At 64.5% G+C, this 15,110-nt stretch carries 15 protein-coding genes; 7 read left to right on the top strand and 8 right to left on the bottom strand.

The features are described from left to right. Positions 1-18: 18 nt before the first annotated feature. Entirely contained in the window at positions 19-1,299 is a 1,281-nt protein-coding gene (locus ACVIIV_RS34770; RefSeq protein ID WP_456748216.1) for a flavin-dependent oxidoreductase, read from the bottom strand. Between the two features lie 128 nt (positions 1,300-1,427). Between ACVIIV_RS34770 and ACVIIV_RS34765 the strand changes: the two genes are divergently transcribed. Beyond that, on the top strand, positions 1,428-2,048 hold the full coding sequence (locus ACVIIV_RS34765; protein WP_456748215.1) for a glutathione S-transferase family protein: 621 nt from the start codon (positions 1,428-1,430) through the stop codon (positions 2,046-2,048). A 96-nt stretch (positions 2,049-2,144) separates the two neighbouring features. Here the strand turns inward: ACVIIV_RS34765 and ACVIIV_RS34760 are convergent, their stop codons facing one another. Next, positions 2,145-3,068: a LysR family transcriptional regulator gene (locus ACVIIV_RS34760; protein WP_456748214.1), complete on the bottom strand. Its 924-nt coding sequence runs from the start codon at positions 3,066-3,068 to the stop codon at positions 2,145-2,147. A 91-nt stretch (positions 3,069-3,159) separates the two neighbouring features. On the opposite strand from ACVIIV_RS34760, the gene ACVIIV_RS34755 reads away from it, so the two are divergent. The 3 genes from ACVIIV_RS34755 (at position 3,160) to ACVIIV_RS34745 (ending at position 6,152) form a co-directional block, all read left to right on the top strand. Then, a complete protein-coding gene (locus tag ACVIIV_RS34755) occupies positions 3,160-3,603 on the top strand; it encodes a nuclear transport factor 2 family protein (protein WP_456748213.1) in 444 nt (147 codons plus the stop codon). Between the two features lie 85 nt (positions 3,604-3,688). Next, positions 3,689-3,823 carry a DUF1127 domain-containing protein gene (locus ACVIIV_RS34750; RefSeq protein WP_456748905.1) on the top strand — a complete coding sequence of 45 codons (135 nt, stop codon included), beginning with the start codon at positions 3,689-3,691 and terminating at the stop codon, positions 3,821-3,823. A gap of 319 nt (positions 3,824-4,142) precedes the next feature. Next, positions 4,143-6,152 (top strand): methyl-accepting chemotaxis protein, encoded by a 2,010-nt coding sequence (locus ACVIIV_RS34745; protein ID WP_456748212.1) that lies wholly within the window; start codon positions 4,143-4,145, stop codon positions 6,150-6,152. Positions 6,153-6,211: 59 nt separating this feature from the next. On the opposite strand, the gene ACVIIV_RS34740 is transcribed toward ACVIIV_RS34745, so the two are convergent. The 3 genes from ACVIIV_RS34740 to ACVIIV_RS34730 all read right to left on the bottom strand — a co-directional run bounded on the left by ACVIIV_RS34740 (position 6,212) and on the right by ACVIIV_RS34730 (position 8,656). Next, positions 6,212-6,898, bottom strand: coding sequence for a glutathione S-transferase family protein (locus tag ACVIIV_RS34740; protein WP_456748211.1), 687 nt, complete (start codon positions 6,896-6,898; stop codon positions 6,212-6,214). 124 nt (positions 6,899-7,022) lie between these two features. After that, positions 7,023-7,349 carry a hypothetical protein gene (locus tag ACVIIV_RS34735; protein WP_456748210.1) on the bottom strand — a complete coding sequence of 109 codons (327 nt, stop codon included), beginning with the start codon at positions 7,347-7,349 and terminating at the stop codon, positions 7,023-7,025. A gap of 176 nt (positions 7,350-7,525) precedes the next feature. Further along, positions 7,526-8,656, bottom strand: a complete 1,131-nt coding sequence (locus ACVIIV_RS34730) for a DNA methyltransferase (RefSeq protein ID WP_456748209.1) — start codon at positions 8,654-8,656, stop codon at positions 7,526-7,528. Between the two features lie 417 nt (positions 8,657-9,073). On the opposite strand from ACVIIV_RS34730, the gene ypfJ reads away from it, so the two are divergent. Further along, complete coding sequence (ypfJ, locus tag ACVIIV_RS34725) at positions 9,074-10,015, top strand: KPN_02809 family neutral zinc metallopeptidase (RefSeq protein WP_456748208.1); 942 nt, start codon at positions 9,074-9,076, stop codon at positions 10,013-10,015. A 158-nt stretch (positions 10,016-10,173) separates the two neighbouring features. After that, on the top strand, positions 10,174-10,737 hold the full coding sequence (moaB, locus tag ACVIIV_RS34720) for a molybdenum cofactor biosynthesis protein B (RefSeq protein ID WP_456748207.1): 564 nt from the start codon (positions 10,174-10,176) through the stop codon (positions 10,735-10,737). Between the two features lie 203 nt (positions 10,738-10,940). Here moaB and ACVIIV_RS34715 read toward each other — a convergent pair whose 3' ends face one another. Next, positions 10,941-11,897, bottom strand: a complete 957-nt coding sequence (locus tag ACVIIV_RS34715; protein WP_456748206.1) for a bifunctional helix-turn-helix transcriptional regulator/GNAT family N-acetyltransferase — start codon at positions 11,895-11,897, stop codon at positions 10,941-10,943. 63 nt (positions 11,898-11,960) lie between these two features. Next, positions 11,961-12,536 carry a glycosyl transferase gene (locus ACVIIV_RS34710; protein ID WP_456748205.1) on the bottom strand — a complete coding sequence of 192 codons (576 nt, stop codon included), beginning with the start codon at positions 12,534-12,536 and terminating at the stop codon, positions 11,961-11,963. 326 nt (positions 12,537-12,862) lie between these two features. On the opposite strand from ACVIIV_RS34710, the gene ACVIIV_RS34705 reads away from it, so the two are divergent. Then, a complete protein-coding gene (locus tag ACVIIV_RS34705) occupies positions 12,863-13,702 on the top strand; it encodes an RMD1 family protein (protein ID WP_456748204.1) in 840 nt (279 codons plus the stop codon). A 210-nt stretch (positions 13,703-13,912) separates the two neighbouring features. Here the strand turns inward: ACVIIV_RS34705 and ACVIIV_RS34700 are convergent, their stop codons facing one another. Then, positions 13,913-15,109 carry an acetate/propionate family kinase gene (locus tag ACVIIV_RS34700; RefSeq protein ID WP_456748203.1) on the bottom strand — a complete coding sequence of 399 codons (1,197 nt, stop codon included), beginning with the start codon at positions 15,107-15,109 and terminating at the stop codon, positions 13,913-13,915. Position 15,110: the final 1 nt, after the last annotated feature.

Genomic DNA, 15,110 nt, shown 5'->3' with positions numbered 1-15,110 from the left:
GCTCGACGATTGGCTAACTCACATTCCCGCGTGTTTCGCATCCTTGCTGACGATCGGCGGCTTGGCATTCAGCGCTTCCACCTGAAATCCCGCGACGCGCTTGTAGTTGGCGGCAATGTCTTCCAGCTCCTGCTGTGACAGCACGTCGGTGACGACCTCAAAGCCGTCAGGCGCGCGTTCCTCGACCAGCTGCATCACCTGCTCGGGGCCGTTCTTGCGGTTGAGCAGGACGAGGTCGGTGGTCGCAGGCCGCCGCTCGGCCTCATAGGCGAGCAGGGCGGCGCTCGTCGGACCATGCGCCAGGATTTCGCGGGTGATGACGCGGGCATCGAGGATCGCCTGCGAGGCGCCGTTCGAGCCGATCGGGTACATCGGATGCGCGGCATCGCCCATCAGCGTGACCTTGCCGAAGGTCCATTGCGATACCGGATCGCGGTCGACCAGCGGATATTCATACGCGTGCGGGCAGTTCCTGATCAAGCCGGGCACGTCGAGCCAGTCGAACTGCCAGCTCTCGAACCAGGGCAGGAATTCTTCGAGCCGCGCCGTGCGGTTATAGTCCTCGCGGCGCCACTGATAGGTTGGCGGCATGTGGCGCTCGGCAACCCAGTTGATGAGGTGGTTACCGTTTGCGTCCGGCTCTTTCGAGATCGGATAGCAGACGAATTTCAGAATCTCATGGCCGGCCATGATCATGGTGCGGCCGGTCAGGAAGGCCTTCGCGGGCGTGACGCCGCGCCAGAGGATGCGGCCGTTCCAGATCGGCGGGCCTTCATTGGGATAGAGCTTTTCTCGCGCGGCGGAATGGATGCCGTCGGCGGCGATCAGGATCGCACCGTCGTAAGTGCCTGCGGCCTTGCCGGTTGCCCTGTCGATGAAGTCGGCGCGCACGCCACCCGCCGTCTCGGTCCAGCCGGTCAGATGATGGCTGGTGAGGATATTTGCGCGTCCGAGCCGCTCGACCGCCGTGTCCAGCAGCAGTTGCTGCAGCGTGCCGCGATGGATCGAGAATTGCGGCCATTTGTAGCCGGCGTCCAGCCCGCGCGGCTCGCTCCAGATCGGCTTGCCGTGCTTGGAGAAATAGGCGAGCTCGCGCGTGCGCACGCCGCTGGCGTCGAGCTTGTCCATCAGCCCGAGCTCAATCAGCTCGCGCACCGCATGCGGCAGCACGTTGATGCCGACGCCGAGCGGCTTCAGTTCCGCGACGCTCTCGAACACTTTCACGGGAACGCCGATTTGATGCAGGCTGAGCGCAAGGGTCAGCCCGCCGATGCCGCCACCGGCGATGAGTACAGTCATGAGAAAACCCCTCCAATTGCAGGCGTCTTGGCACAGCCGGGCGGAGGTGGGCAACTGCGAACAGGGTATCGTGCTATGGACGTCGGGGTCGACAGCCGTTAATTTTCAGCTTTCCCATGAGGTCCGACATGCTCAAGCTCTACTACGCCACCGGCACCTGCGCGCTCGCCACCTATATCACCCTGGAAGAAGCCGGCGCCGCCTACTCGGCCGAACGGCTGAGCTTCAAGGACAACCAGCAGAACAGCCCGGACTATCTCGCGATCAATCCGAAGGGCCGCGTGCCTGCGCTGGTGACCGATCGCGGCGTCCTGACCGAGACGCCGGCGATGCTGGCCTATATCGCGCAAGTGTTTCCCAAGGCGAAGCTCGCGCCGCTCGACGATCCCTTCGACTTCGCCCAGGTGCAATCGTTCAACTCTTATCTCTGCTCGACCGTGCACATCAACCACGCCCACAAGATGCGCGGAGCGCGCTGGGCGACGGAGGAGAGCTCGTTCGCCGATATGAAGGCGATGGTGCCGAAGACCATGGCGGCCTGCTTCAAGCTCATCGAGCAGAAGATGTTCAGGGGGCCGTGGGTGATGGGCGATCAATTCACGATCTGCGATCCCTATCTCTACACGCTCTCGACCTGGCTCGAAGGCGACAGCGTCGACATCAATGCGACGCCGAAGATCGCCGACCATTTCAAACGCATGTCCGAGCGCCCCGCCGTGGCAAAGGTGATGGCCGCGCAGAAGGCGTAAGCCGCAGCTATTGTAGGGTGGGTTAGCGCAACGTAACCCACCTCTTCTGTCGCTGCGGAAACCAAAGTGGTGGGTTACGCCTTCGGCTAACCCACCCTACGAGAGCTTGCGCTTGGCTTGCTCCAACTCCCGTCCGGTCTCCAGCATCAGTCGCCGCAGCCAGATCGAGCCGGGGTCCATCTGCGCGCGTGTCGGGTGGAACATGAACTGCTCGTCGATCCCTGGGTCGAGCGGCGGTGTCACTGCGAGGAGGCCGAGCTGTGTCGACAGCGCCGCGATCAGCCGGCGCGGCACGAAGGCGACGAGGTCGGTGCGGGCTGCGACATGCAGCGCCTCGAGATAGCCTGACACCACCAGCGAGATGTGCCGCTCGATGCCCTTGGTGCGCAGCCAGGTGTCGATCAAATCCTCATTGCTGCCACGGATGATCACGCCGACATGGCGCGCGGCCAGGAACGTTTCGCGCCGCTTCAGCTTCGTTCCCAACGGATGGCCGCGCCGCACCGCCAGCGCATCGCTGTCGGTATAGAGCAGCTGACGGTGAAAGCCCTTGAAGGCGTTGCCGATCGAGATCACGAGGTCGATGGTGCGGGCGAATTCGGCGTGGAAGATGGCCGACCCCCGCCACGGCACGACGTCGATGCGGACGTTCGGTGCGGCCCGCGTCACCTTCGCCATCAAGGGCGGCATCAGCAGCTCGACCGCGAGATCTGGCATCATCAGGCGGAATTGCCGCTCGCTGCGCGCGGCATCGAATTCATCCGGCACGAACAGCCCGCGCACTTGGTCGAGCGCCTGCGCCAGCGGCGCGCGCAGCGCCACGGCGCGTGGGGTCAGCTCCATCCGCGCGCCGGTGCGCACCAGGAGCGGATCGCCAAGGATGTCGCGCAAGCGCTGGAGCGCGTGGCTCGCGGCCGGCTGCGACAGACTGAGCCGTAACGCGGCGCGGCTGACATTGGCCTCGCGCAGCAGCGCGTCGAGCGCGGTCAACAGATTGAGGTCAAGCGAATTCAAATTCATAAGGCGAATATATATCATATCTACTATCGATTTGAAGAATGCTGATCGGCCGGCGATGATCCTCGCGATGTCACACCACGGAGATGCCGCCATGAGCGCGACCGCCAATAAGAAACTGATGCAGGATATCTTCGCCGCCGCCGCCAATCCCGATCCGGCCGCACGCGATCGCGCGCTGTTCAGCGCCAGTCTTGCCGATGACGCCAAGTGGATCGTGACCGGGCAATATTCCTGGTCCCGGACCTTTTCGGGCAAGGAGGCGATCCTCAACGATCTGCACGGCTATGTGCGCACGCGCTTGCGCGATCGCACGCGAACAATCGCCCACCGCTTCATCGCCGACGGCGACATCGTCGTCGTGGAGGCCAAGGGTGACAACGTCACGCCCGAGGGCGTGCGCTACGACAACGACTATTGCCTGGTGTTTCGCCTCGCCGACGGCAAGATCAAGGAAATCCGCGAGTACTGCGACTCGATCCTGACGGAGAAGGCGCTCGGTCCGTTTCCACAAGCGGCCGCGAGGGCCGCGGGTTAGCGGCTTGAGCACGATCTGGTCTGCCGGCTGGAGGCGTCCGCTCCGGTTTGCATGGGTCGTGCCGATCTGCCGATCGCTGGCGGAGATGGTCCGGGTCCGACGGCAGCGCTCTCGCCAGCGCTGCGAACTCGCGGCCATGAGCGAGCGGGAACTTCAGGACTGCGGGATGTCTCGTTCGGAGATTGAGTATGAGCTGAAGAGGCCCATCCGGCGAGAATGAAGATGGAGAGGGGGAATTCAGGGCTGCGGCAGGCCACTGCCTAACGAGCACGCATTCGGGCACTCCATGCGGTTCTCTGCATGGGGGTGCACGTCTTACGCCGAAGGCGTAACGCAACTGGCTATAAAATCAGCAGATTGTGTGCGCGCCACTTTGGCGCGCGCGAAAAATGGGAAGGTTCAATTAACGAGTGTCCTTCATTGTGTCGCGGTGCAGCGTGGGTCGCAAGGACGCGACGCGCGGCTGCCAGGGTGGCCGGTGACGATCGCCGGAATTGTTCGGCCGCTCGAATTGAAATGCATCTTGGCGGACAGTGGGAATGCCGAAGTTTCGTTTGCGGATCAGGGGACGCCTGTACGCAGGCTTCATGGCCCTGGTGGCGGTTGGTCTCGTGATGGCGGTGGTTGCCGTCTGGAATTTGTGGGCGGTCCAGGATCAGGTCGCAAGACAATCCGCCCTCTCGGACAGCACGGCGCGGGTGCTGGAAATCTCGACCCACCTTCAGGCAATCCAGCGCGCCAATCTGCGCTATGTCTACGATGCCAACGAACCTGCAATGAAGGAGGCGCAAGAGCGGGAAACCGCGGCGATCGAGCTGCTGCGGGTTGGCGCGAAGGGGACACTCTCCGAGGAGCGGCGAGCGCTCTACAACGGCCTGATCGACGACATCGCCAAAATGCGACGCCTGCGTGACAATCTCGGGGACGCCGTCAACGAGGCGAGAACGGGCAAGGCGACGCTGCTACCCAGTGGGGAGGATCTGGCCGTCAAGATGGGCAAGCTGGTCGATGCAGCGCGGGCTGCCGTCGACGAAGACACCGCGGCCCTGGTCGCAGACCTCGAATCCAGGATCCTGCTTGTTCGGGTCGCAAACTGGCGTTTCCTGGCGGTGCGTGACATCCAGGGGCCTGCGAATTTCAGGGCGAGTGTCGACAGGGCAGCGCAACGGCTCGCGGCGATCGAAAAGAGCCCTCAGGCGGCGGAGTTGCGAGCCACGCTCGCGCCGGTGAAGACCTCGCTCGGAATCTACAAGTCGGCGTTCGAGACGACGTCCGCAGCGATGCTTCAGGCGGACGAGATCTACCATAAGAGCCTCGCGCCTCTCATCGTCGACAGCATTGGCAAGCTCAAGGCCGCGGAAACGACGCTGAAGAAGGACTATCAGGCGTCGCGCACCACCGCAGAAGCCGTGATCGCGGGAACGACGACCGTTCAGGAGATCGCCGGCGGCCTCGCTATCTTGTTCGGCGGCATCGTCGCCTTCCTGATCGCCCGCAGCATCGTCGGTCCCCTGACCTCGATGACGCACGCGATGGGGCGGCTTGCCGGCGGCAATCTCGAGGTCGAAATTCCCGGTCGCGGCAGGGTCGACGAGATCGGCGACATGGCCAAGGCGATCCAGGTGTTCAAGGACAACATGATCGAGACCGAGCGCATGCGCGCCGAGCAGGCCGAGCTCGAGGCGCGGCAGGCCGAGAATCGCAAGAAGGACATGGTCAGCCTTGCCGATCAGTTCGAGCAGGCGGTCGGTGAGATCGTCAACACGGTGTCATCGGCGTCAAACGAGCTCGAAGCCTCCGCAGGCGCCTTGACCACGACCGCCGCGCGGGCCCAGGACCTCTCGACGGAGGTCGCCAGCGCGTCGCAGGAGGCCTCGGCCAATGTGCAGGCGGTCGCCTCGGCAACCGAGGAGCTCTCCTCCTCGGTCTCCGAGATCGCCCGCCAGGTGCAGGAATCAGCCCGCATCGCTACCGAGGCCGTCGGTCAGGCGAGCAGGACCAACGAGCGCGTCGGCGCGCTCTCCAAGGCCGCTGCGCGGATCGGTGATGTGGTCGAGCTGATCAGCACCATCGCCGGCCAGACCAATCTGCTGGCGCTGAACGCCACCATCGAGGCAGCGCGTGCGGGCGAAGCCGGCCGCGGCTTTGCGGTGGTCGCCTCCGAGGTCAAGGCGCTCGCCGAGCAGACTGCGAAGGCCACCGGCGAAATCGCCCAGCAGGTCTCCAGCATCCAGGCCGCGACGGAGGAGTCGGTCGGCTCGATCAAGGAGATCAGCGGCACCATCGAGCGGCTGTCGGAGATTTCGTCGACGGTCGCCGCCGCCGTGGAGCAGCAGGGCGCGGCGACGCAGGAGATCTCCCGCAACGTCCAACAGGCGGCCCAGGGCACGCAGCTCGTGTCGTCCAACATCGGCGACGTGCAGCGCGGCGCCTCCGAGACTGGCTCGGCCTCCTCGCAGGTGCTGTCGGCGGCGCGCTCGCTCTCGGCCGACAGCAGCCGCCTCAAGCTCGAAGTGGCCAAGTTCCTGAGTTCGGTCCACGCCGCCTAGAGTCTCAAACGCAAAAGGCCACGCGCATGCGCGTGGCCTCGAAGAGCGGCGCGGCGCGATCAGGCCACCTTGGTCGTCATGTGCTTGAACATGTTGCTGCGCGCCTCGTCGTCCATCTCGGCCTTGAAGTTGAACTTATCCTTCAGCGCGACGGCGCGCGCCGCCGCGGGGCGCGCCGAGATCTCGTCGACCAGCCGCTTCACATTCGGGTATCGCGCAAAGGCGTCGTCGCCGAGCTTGAACGGCACCATCCGCGCCCAGCCCCACAGCGCCATGTCGACGATCGAATAGCTGTCGCCGACCATGTAGCGGCGGCCGTCGAGGTGACCGTCTAGAATCCTGTAATGGCGATCGGTCTCGTACTGGTAGCGGTTATGGGCGTAGTCGTGGTTCTGGTCCTTCGGCGCAAAATGCTTGAAGTGCACGGCCTGGCCCGAATATGGCCCGACCCCGGTCGCGATGAACATCAGCCAGGACAGCATCTCGCCGCGCACGCTGGCGGCGGGGAGGAATTTTCCGGTCTTCTCGGCGAGATAGAGCAGGATGGCGTTCGAGTCGAACACGATGGTGCCGTTGTCGTCGATGGCCGGCACCTTGCCGTTCGGATTGATCTTGAGGAACTCCGGCGCGAACTGCTCGCCCTTGCGGGTGTCGATCTTCACCGGCTCGAAAGGCAGACCCGCCTCTTCGAGATAGAGGGCGACCTTGGTCGGGTTCGGCGATCCGTTGAAATAGAATTTGAGCATCGATCTCCCCAATGTTTGCTGCCGAGAGCGGGCGCGGTGTCATTGCCGCGGCCCCCTCTTGCCTGAACCCGGTCGGGAAGAGCAACCGCCGAGTTTGCCGGGCGATGTCTGCGCGGTGCGCAGATCAGCCAGCGTAACAGAGGCCGACCGCAGCCGTAATGATCATGGCCGCGCCCACGGCTTCCAGCCGCAGTCCGAGCCTAGCGGCGAGGTGCATATCGGACGCCCGCGCCTTGCGCTCCGATCGGCGCGCGTAGCCGTGCACGATGACGTCGTGGTTGAAATTGTCGTGCGCCTCGTTGCTGCTGGCGAGCCCGACACAGACCACGAGCACGCCGAACAAGGCGAGGCCGAAGAATCCCAGCAGCGCGATCAGGAACATCGGAAACATGCCGACGAGGAAGATCGGCAGCAGCGGCACCAGCAACAATGTCTCGGACTGTCGTCGCATGGGAGCCCAACCGGTCAGGACGGGGCTGATCGGTCGAATCTAGTCCTGGCTGCCGCCTCATTCAAGACGCCGTAGGGTGGGCAAAGCGAAGCGTGCCCACCAAATCTATATCCCCGGGAGAGATCGTGGGCACGGCGCAAGAGCGCCTTTGCCCACCCTACGAGAGCGGAGGAAAACTACTCAGCCGCCATGCCGGCGCGGATCTCGGCACGCAGCTCGTCGATGAGCTTGAGACCCTTCTTGGTCTCGACGTGCCAGAAGGTCCAGCCGTTGCAGGCCTGGGCGCCTTGCGCCACCGCGCCGATGCGGTGGATCGAGCCGACCTTGTCGCCCAGCACGATGGCGCCGTCGGCGCGGACCAGCGCGCCCAGCTTCTTCTTGGCGTCGAACAGTTTCGTGCCGGGCATGATCATGCCGCGCTCGATCAGCTCGGAGAACGCAACGCGCGGCGCCTCGCGCGCAGTTATGAACGGGGCAAGGCTCTCCTCCGGCAGCGGCTCGATCTTGGCGATGCGCGCTTCGGCGGCCTTCGCATAAGTCTTGTCGCGCTCGAAACCGATATAGGAGCGGCCGAGGCGTTTGGCGACGGCGCCAGTGGTGCCGGTGCCGTTGAAGGGGTCGATCACGAGATCGCCGGGCTTGGATGACGACAGCAGCACGCGTGCGAGCAGACCTTCCGGCTTCTGCGTCGGATGCACTTTCTTGCCGTCGGCACCCTTGAGGCGCTCCTCGCCGGTGCAGAGCGGGATCAGCCAGTCGGATCGCGCCTGCACGTCCTCGTTGGCGGCCTTCAGCGCCTCGTAGTTGAACGTATAGCCCTTGGCCTTCTCGTCGCGCGCGGCCCAGATCATGGTCTCGTGCGCGTTGGTGAAGCGGCGGCCGCGGAAATTCGGCATCGGATTGGTCTTGCGCCAGACGATGTCGTTCAGGAGCCAGAAGCCGAGGTCCTGCATGATCGCGCCGACGCGGAAAATGTTGTGATAGGAGCCGATCACCCAGATCGTCGCCGACGGCTTCATGGCGCGGCGGGCGGCGAGCAGCCAGGCGCGGGTGAAATCGTCGTAGGCGGAGAAGGAATCGAACTTGTCCCAATCGTCGTTGACGGCGTCGACATGGGATTCGTCGGGGCGCTTGAGATCGCCCTTGAGCTGGAGATTGTAGGGCGGGTCGGCGAACACCAGGTCGACGCTACCTGCCTGAAGCTTCGACATCTCGGCGACGCAATCGCCGAGAATGATGCGATGCGACGGGGACTCAAAATTTGTGCGGGGCGCCCTTGCAGACGCCCCGCGACGCGACTCTACCATGACTCAAGAACTCTGACTCAGGCGACGCTGTCGGCGACGCGGGACCAAACAACCGACTGGCCGTTACATTGAAGGGGCAAAGTAAAAATCGACTTAACCCGCCGCTTTCGTGAGCAGGCCGTGCATCGCCGCTTGTGCGCGCGTTGTCGTGTGCATTCGCCGTGTTTTACAGTGGATTTCGCGCTTGCTCGGCTCGCGGCAGCAATCATGGCTGCAAAAAGGCTGCAAATTTCCCTCGGAAAAAATTGCTCGACCCGCGGAAAAAATTGCTGGCATCGACATGCTGTCGCACTAGGCAATTTTTGCCGGCCACGATATTGATAAACGCAACGGAAATTTTACGTGTGTGGCGCGTTGAGCTTTCGCACCATTGTGCGCCGTCGAAACTGAATCAGGGACCCCCAAGGGAAGGCCGCCATGCGTTACGATGACTTCCGCCGCAGCGACGACATCGAGGATCGTCGCGATGAAGGTGGTGGCTTGGGCGGCGGCGGAGGAGGCGGGTTCGGCCTGCCGATGGGCGGCGGCGGTCTCGGCATCGGCACCATCATCATCCTCGGCTTGGTCGGCTATGCCTTCGGCATCGACCCGCGCATCCTGATCGGCGGTGCCGAGATCCTCACCGGCGGCGGCCATGCACCGACCTACCAGACCGATCGTCAGGCCTCTTCCGGCAAGCGCGGTGCGCCGACCGACGAGATGGGCAGCATGATCTCCGGCATTCTCGGCGAGATCGACGATCGCTGGAGCGAGATCTTCCAGGCCAGCGGGCAGTCCTATACCGGTCCGAAGATCGTGCTGTTCCGCAATGCAACCAATGGCGGCCGTTGCGGCATGGCGCAGTCGGCGATGGGGCCGTTCTATTGTCCGCCCGACCGGACCATCTTCCTCGATACCGCCTTCTTCCGCGAGGTCGAGACGCGCTTTCGCGGCTGCTCCGGCAAGTCGGCGTGCAATTTCACCACCGCCTACATCATCGCGCACGAGGTCGGCCATCACATCCAGAATCTGCTCGGCATCATTCCGCGCGTGACACGGCTGCAGCAGCAGGCCGGCAGCAAGGCCGAGGCCAACGCGCTTCAGGTGAAGGTCGAGTTGCAGGCCGACTGCCTGTCCGGCGTCTGGGTCAATCGCGAGGCGAAGAAGCGTCCGAACTTCCTCGAGCCCGGCGACATCGACGCCGCGCTGACCACGGCGAGCGCGATCGGCGACGACACGCTGCAGCGCCAGGCCACCGGCCGCGTCGTGCCTGACTCCTTCACCCACGGCTCGGCGGCGCAGCGCAAGCAGTGGTTCATGACCGGCTACCAGCAGGGCACGGTCCAGGCTTGCAACACCTTCGGCGCGGGAGCGTTGTAGTTTCGACACCGTGCCCCGGACGCAGCGCAGCGCTTCTTCAGCGGTGCGCTGCAGAGGCGGGGCCCACAATGCCGGTCTCCCAGGCCTCTGGATGGGTCCCGGCTCTGCGGCGCGGCGCTGATGCGCCGCACCTTGTCCGGGACACGAGAGACGGCATCATGGCCTCCATCGACGAAACAAAGCAGTTCATCCCGCTCAACATCGCGGTGCTCACCGTGTCCGACACGCGCGCGCTTGCGGATGACAAGTCCGGCCAGACGCTGGTCGACCGTCTCCTGGCTGCGGGCCATCGTCTCGCCGCGCGCGAGATCGTCAGCGACGACGTCGAGGCGATCCGCGCCGTCGTCCGCCGCTGGATTGCAGATAGCGGCGTCGACGTCGTCATTACCACCGGCGGCACCGGTTTTACGGGACGCGACGTCACGCCGGAGGCGATCGAGCCGCTGTTCGAGAAGCGCATGGACGGCTTCTCGATCGCGTTCCACATGCTGAGCCACGCCAAGATCGGGACGTCGACGATCCAGAGCCGCGCCACCGCGGGCGTGGCTGGCGCGACCTACATCTTCTGCCTGCCGGGTTCGCCCGGCGCCTGCCGCGACGGCTGGGACGGCATCCTCGCAGCCCAGCTCGACTACCGCACACGCCCCTGCAATTTCGTCGAGATCATGCCGCGGCTGGACGAGCATTTGCGCCGGCCGAAGGCGCAGGGCGCGACGGTGTAAGCGCTTTCTTCCCTTCTCCCCTCATGTCCGCCGAAGCCTTGGCGAAGGCGGATGTGCGAGAAGGTGGCGCGAAGCGCCGGATGAGGAGTATCTATCGGTACGGCGAGCGTGGAGAGATACCCCTCACCCAAGCGAGCCCGTGTCTACCGGCGGAGACGCAAGGGGGAAAGGGCACATTCATTCGCATCGCGCCCGCAGCGACATCAGAGATCCAGCTCCCACGTCTCCCCAATCAGATCGGCACCGAAGCTGTGGTGCTTCTCCTCCTTCACGAGCTTGAAGCCGGCACTCTTGTAGATCCCGCGGGCGGCGACGAGGATGCTCTGCGTCCACAGCGTCATCTTGCTGTAGCCCCGCTCGCGTGCGCCTTGGATGCATTGCTCGACCAGCGCGCGGCCGACACCGAGCCCCCGCGCTTTCTTCTCCACCAGCAACAGGCGCAGCTTGGCGATCTCGTCCGTGGCTTTGACCAGAAAGATCGAGCCGATCGGCTCGCCGCCCGCTTCCGCGATCCAGCAGTGCTCGCGCGCGGCGTCGTAGTTCCTGATGAACTGTGCGCAGATCTCAGCGACCAGCGCCTCGTAGCCGATGTCCCAGTTATACTCCGCGGCATAGGCGGCGGCCTGCCTGGAGATGACCCAGCCCATGTCACCCACGCGATGACTGCGCAGCATGAAAGCCGCGGGCTGGCTTCGACGTTGCTCCAGCACGGCCTCGATGGTCGCCATCGCCTGCGTGAGCCGCGTCGCATCGCCGGGCGAAAGCCGAGCCAGCATTGCGGCGACCTCGTTTTGCGAGCTCAGGTTCAGCTTGGCGAAGGTCTGGCGTCCCTTGGCGGTGAGGCTGAGCTGGTATTGCCTGCGGTCTGCGGGCAGGGGCCTTCGCGTGATCAACCCCTTTTCGTCGAAGCTTTGGACGATGCGGCTGAGATAGCCGGGGTCGAGACCAAGCTCGTTTCCGATCTCTTTTGCCGCAAGGTCGTCGCGATGCGCGAGTTCATAGAGCACGCGCGCCTCGCTGAGCGAAAACGGGCTCTTGCCAAGGTGCTGGTCGAGTACGCCGAGCTTGCGGGTATAGAAGCGGTTGAAGGCGCGGACCGCTGCGATGTGGTCGGCGACCTGTTCGACCGCCGGGTTTGATGGCGAAGATTTGGACAGCATGGGATCACCTCGATATTTGCCATTGTCAATTAATTATTTGACATTGGCAAGTATCTCGGCGCTTCAGCCGACCATGACGATCCGGCTGCGCAGCATGGTCCGGGACGACCGGCCGAGCCGCCGGAGCAGCCGCGCTTCGGAATGGCGCGCGTGGGGCGGGTAGCCGCCGATCCGGTCGTAGTGATCACGTGCGATCAACAGCCCTTGATCGCCCAGGGGACCGACGAGCTTGCGCGCCACGGCCCAGAGGATGTCGCGCAATGCGGTATTTGCGTAAGGCGAACGCGCATAGCGGAACACCGCCGCACGATCCCGGCCGCTGGTGGCGACGGCCTGGATGAACTGGGTGGTTTCCTCGATCCAGCCGGTTTCCAGCACGGCGCCTGCAGGCAGGAACATGAGCCATGGCGATCGGGCCTGGAGCGCGCCGGCGGCGAGCGCAGCGCCTTGCGAAGGTCCCTCGAACCCGATGAAACGGCAGCCTGCGACGTCGGCAACGCGCTCGATGACGCCGTTGCGCGTGCCATCGACCAGAAGCACTTCCCGGATGACGCCGGCGGCGGCGCCGGGGACCAGCGCGGACAGGGTTGCGACCGCCGTCTGCTCGACACCTTCAGTCGGAATGATGACGCTCAGCATGATTGAGGCTTCAGTGTCTGCACTTCGGGAGAAGCGTAGCGTTGCATGATGTTGTCATAAACCCGTCGCGCTGCCGAGTGCAACTTTCCGGAAGGCGCTTCGGCATGCGATGGTAAACTGCGGCTGGTTCATCGCAGCCAAATTTGTCAGGCGCGGGCTGGTAATATTGCCGAATGTTTCGGCACAAGCTGATCCTGACGGTATTAACCCGAAGCTTCGTGGCGACATTTCGCTGCGCGCGGCCGCCGGTCCCTCTCAGACGAGGATCCAGCTTGCAAGAAAGGTCGAACGAAGATGTGCGATCTTGGTCCCGGGAGAGACCTCACATGAACGCCGATCAACTCGCCGTTGGCACGGCGCCAACATCGCCGAAGCAGGGGACTGCGCCGACCTTGCGGATCCGGGCGCTGATGCTGGGCGACCGCATCAATGCTTCCAGCCTGGAGATCGGCACGCTGGTGTCCTCGACGCCGGCGGCCTTCCGTGTCCATGCCGGCCTTGCCGTGATCTTTCGCTACGGCGTCGTCGTGCTGATCGGGCTGCTTCCGTCCGAGGAGAAGGTCCTCATCGACAATCTGAAGTCGCGTGTGACCGGAGAGCTCAGCCCGTACGAGGAGGAGATCGCGCAGGCGCAGCTCTGCAACGAAGAAGCCGCCGAGACGATCCAGCCGGGCGGGCCGATCTGCCTCGCCAAATTCTCCGACGACCGGCTGCTGCTGGTTGCGGATGCGCTCGCCAAGAGCACGTCGCTGGCGCGCGACGAGCGCCGCGTCGCTGCGGTCTTCGATGTGATCGAGCCGTTTGCACGGGAGCTCGCCGAACACGGCCGTACGCCGCGCCGGCGCAAGGGCATTCTGCAATTGATCGGCAATGCACTGCTGGTGCAGCAGCGCGTCGCCGGCCGCGTCGCGGTCGCCGAGAAGCCTGACGTGCTCTGGGAGAAGCCCGAGCTCGATCGGCTTTATTCCCGTCTCGAGGACGAGTACGAGTTGAAGGAGCGCCTCGACACGCTCGAGCGCAAGCTCACCGCGGTGTCGGAGACCGCCAACGCACTGACCGACATCATCGATACCCAGCGCTCGCTGCGCCTCGAAGTCGCGATCGTGGTGCTGATCGTGATCGAGATCGCGATCGGGTGTTTTCAGATTTGGTCGGGCACGCATTAGAATCCGCGGGCGAGATGCGCGTGACTGTGCCCTCGCCCCCTTGTGGGAGAGGGCAGCGATACTAGGAGACACAAACTCATTCGGGTGAGGGGTCTGCCTCCGCGAACTCGTTGCTTATGTGAACGCGGAAACCCCTCATCCGGCGCTTCGCGCCACCTTCTCTCACAAGGGGAGAAGGGATCCGCGGAGCTGCCGGCCGTATTTCATCCGCTAAGTCGTTGGAGCTCCCATCGCTCGCAGCACCGCCGAACAATGCCGCGCGATCGTCAGTTCCTCGTTCGTTGGAATGACGAACACTTCAATAGCACTGTCGTCCCCGTTGATCCGCTCGCGCGCTTCGCCATTCGCGGCCGCATCGATGCGCACGCCGAGCCACGCCAAGCGCTCGCCGATCGCGCCCCGGATTTCCTTGGCATGCTCGCCGATGCCGCCGGTGAAGATCAGACAGTCCAGGCCGCCGAGCGTGGTCGTCATCATCGCGACCTGCTGCGCTGCACGGAAGTTGAAGAGATCGACCGCCTCACGCGCCGCAGCCTCGCCGCTCGCCAGCAGCGTGCGCATGTCCGCGGAAGTGCCGGAGACGCCGAAGAGGCCTGACTCGTGATAGAGCAGGTGCTGGACCTCCTCGAACGACATGTTCTCGTGTTGTTGCAAATAGAGCAGCACGCCGGGATCGATCGTGCCGCAGCGCGTGCCCATCACGAGGCCGTCGAGCGGCGTCAGCCCCATCGTGGTGTCGATGCTGCGGCCGTCGCGCAATGCGCAGAGGCTGGCGCCGTTGCCGAGATGCGCGATGACGGTGCGCCTGGACGCGAGCTCCGGCGCGATCTCGGCCAGGCGTCCCGCGATATATTCGAAAGAGAGGCCGTGAAAGCCGTAGCGCCTGACGCCACGCGCCTCGAATCGCTCGGGAATGGCGAAGCGGCTCGCCGGCGGTGCGAGGCCGTGGTGGAAGGCAGTGTCGAAACACGCGATCTGGATCAGCTCGGGCCGGATCGCCGCGAGCGTGCGGACTGGCGCGAGGCAGCGCGGCTGGTGCAGCGGCGCCAGCGGCGTCAATGCCTCCAGCTTCGCGGTGATGTCGTCCGTCAGGACGACCGGGCCTGAATAACCCGGCCCGCCGTGAACGATGCGGTGACCGACGGCCCGCAGGCTGCGTTCGCCGAACCGGTCCTCGATGAAGGCGAGTACGTCGGCGAACAGATGGCCGCCAGCAGCGTCCGGCGCCTCCCTCCGTGTCTCGAGCAGATCTTCGCCGGCCGGGCCCTTCACCACGAGCCGCGGCCTTGTCTCGTGCTCGTCGAGCAGGCCCTTGCAGAGCAGAGCGGGCTCGGTGCCTGAGACATCGAACAGGCCGAACTTGATGCTTGACGATCCCGAGTTGAGGACGAGGACCGTGTCCGACATG

The organism is Bradyrhizobium sp. USDA 4354 (assembly GCF_054060315.1).
The sequence above is the reverse complement of the archived record's forward strand: the minus strand, read 5'-3'. Positions and strand labels throughout refer to the sequence as shown.

Excerpts from the sequence above, each read along its gene's own strand:
- ACVIIV_RS34770 (WP_456748216.1), bottom strand. The coding sequence starts at position 1,299 with ATGACTGTACTCATCGCCGGTGGCGGCATCGGCGGGCTGACCCTTGCG.
- ACVIIV_RS34765 (WP_456748215.1), top strand. The coding sequence starts at position 1,428 with ATGCTCAAGCTCTACTACGCCACCGGCACCTGCGCGCTCGCCACCTAT.
- ACVIIV_RS34760 (WP_456748214.1), bottom strand. The coding sequence starts at position 3,068 with ATGAATTTGAATTCGCTTGACCTCAATCTGTTGACCGCGCTCGACGCG.
- ACVIIV_RS34755 (WP_456748213.1), top strand. The coding sequence starts at position 3,160 with ATGAGCGCGACCGCCAATAAGAAACTGATGCAGGATATCTTCGCCGCC.
- ACVIIV_RS34750 (WP_456748905.1), top strand. The coding sequence starts at position 3,689 with ATGGTCCGGGTCCGACGGCAGCGCTCTCGCCAGCGCTGCGAACTCGCG.
- ACVIIV_RS34745 (WP_456748212.1), top strand. The coding sequence starts at position 4,143 with ATGCCGAAGTTTCGTTTGCGGATCAGGGGACGCCTGTACGCAGGCTTC.
- ACVIIV_RS34740 (WP_456748211.1), bottom strand. The coding sequence starts at position 6,898 with ATGCTCAAATTCTATTTCAACGGATCGCCGAACCCGACCAAGGTCGCC.
- ACVIIV_RS34735 (WP_456748210.1), bottom strand. The coding sequence starts at position 7,349 with ATGCGACGACAGTCCGAGACATTGTTGCTGGTGCCGCTGCTGCCGATC.
- ACVIIV_RS34730 (WP_456748209.1), bottom strand. The coding sequence starts at position 8,656 with ATGGTAGAGTCGCGTCGCGGGGCGTCTGCAAGGGCGCCCCGCACAAAT.
- ypfJ (WP_456748208.1), top strand. The coding sequence starts at position 9,074 with ATGCGTTACGATGACTTCCGCCGCAGCGACGACATCGAGGATCGTCGC.
- moaB (WP_456748207.1), top strand. The coding sequence starts at position 10,174 with ATGGCCTCCATCGACGAAACAAAGCAGTTCATCCCGCTCAACATCGCG.
- ACVIIV_RS34715 (WP_456748206.1), bottom strand. The coding sequence starts at position 11,897 with ATGCTGTCCAAATCTTCGCCATCAAACCCGGCGGTCGAACAGGTCGCC.
- ACVIIV_RS34710 (WP_456748205.1), bottom strand. The coding sequence starts at position 12,536 with ATGCTGAGCGTCATCATTCCGACTGAAGGTGTCGAGCAGACGGCGGTC.
- ACVIIV_RS34705 (WP_456748204.1), top strand. The coding sequence starts at position 12,863 with ATGAACGCCGATCAACTCGCCGTTGGCACGGCGCCAACATCGCCGAAG.
- ACVIIV_RS34700 (WP_456748203.1), bottom strand. The coding sequence starts at position 15,109 with ATGTCGGACACGGTCCTCGTCCTCAACTCGGGATCGTCAAGCATCAAG.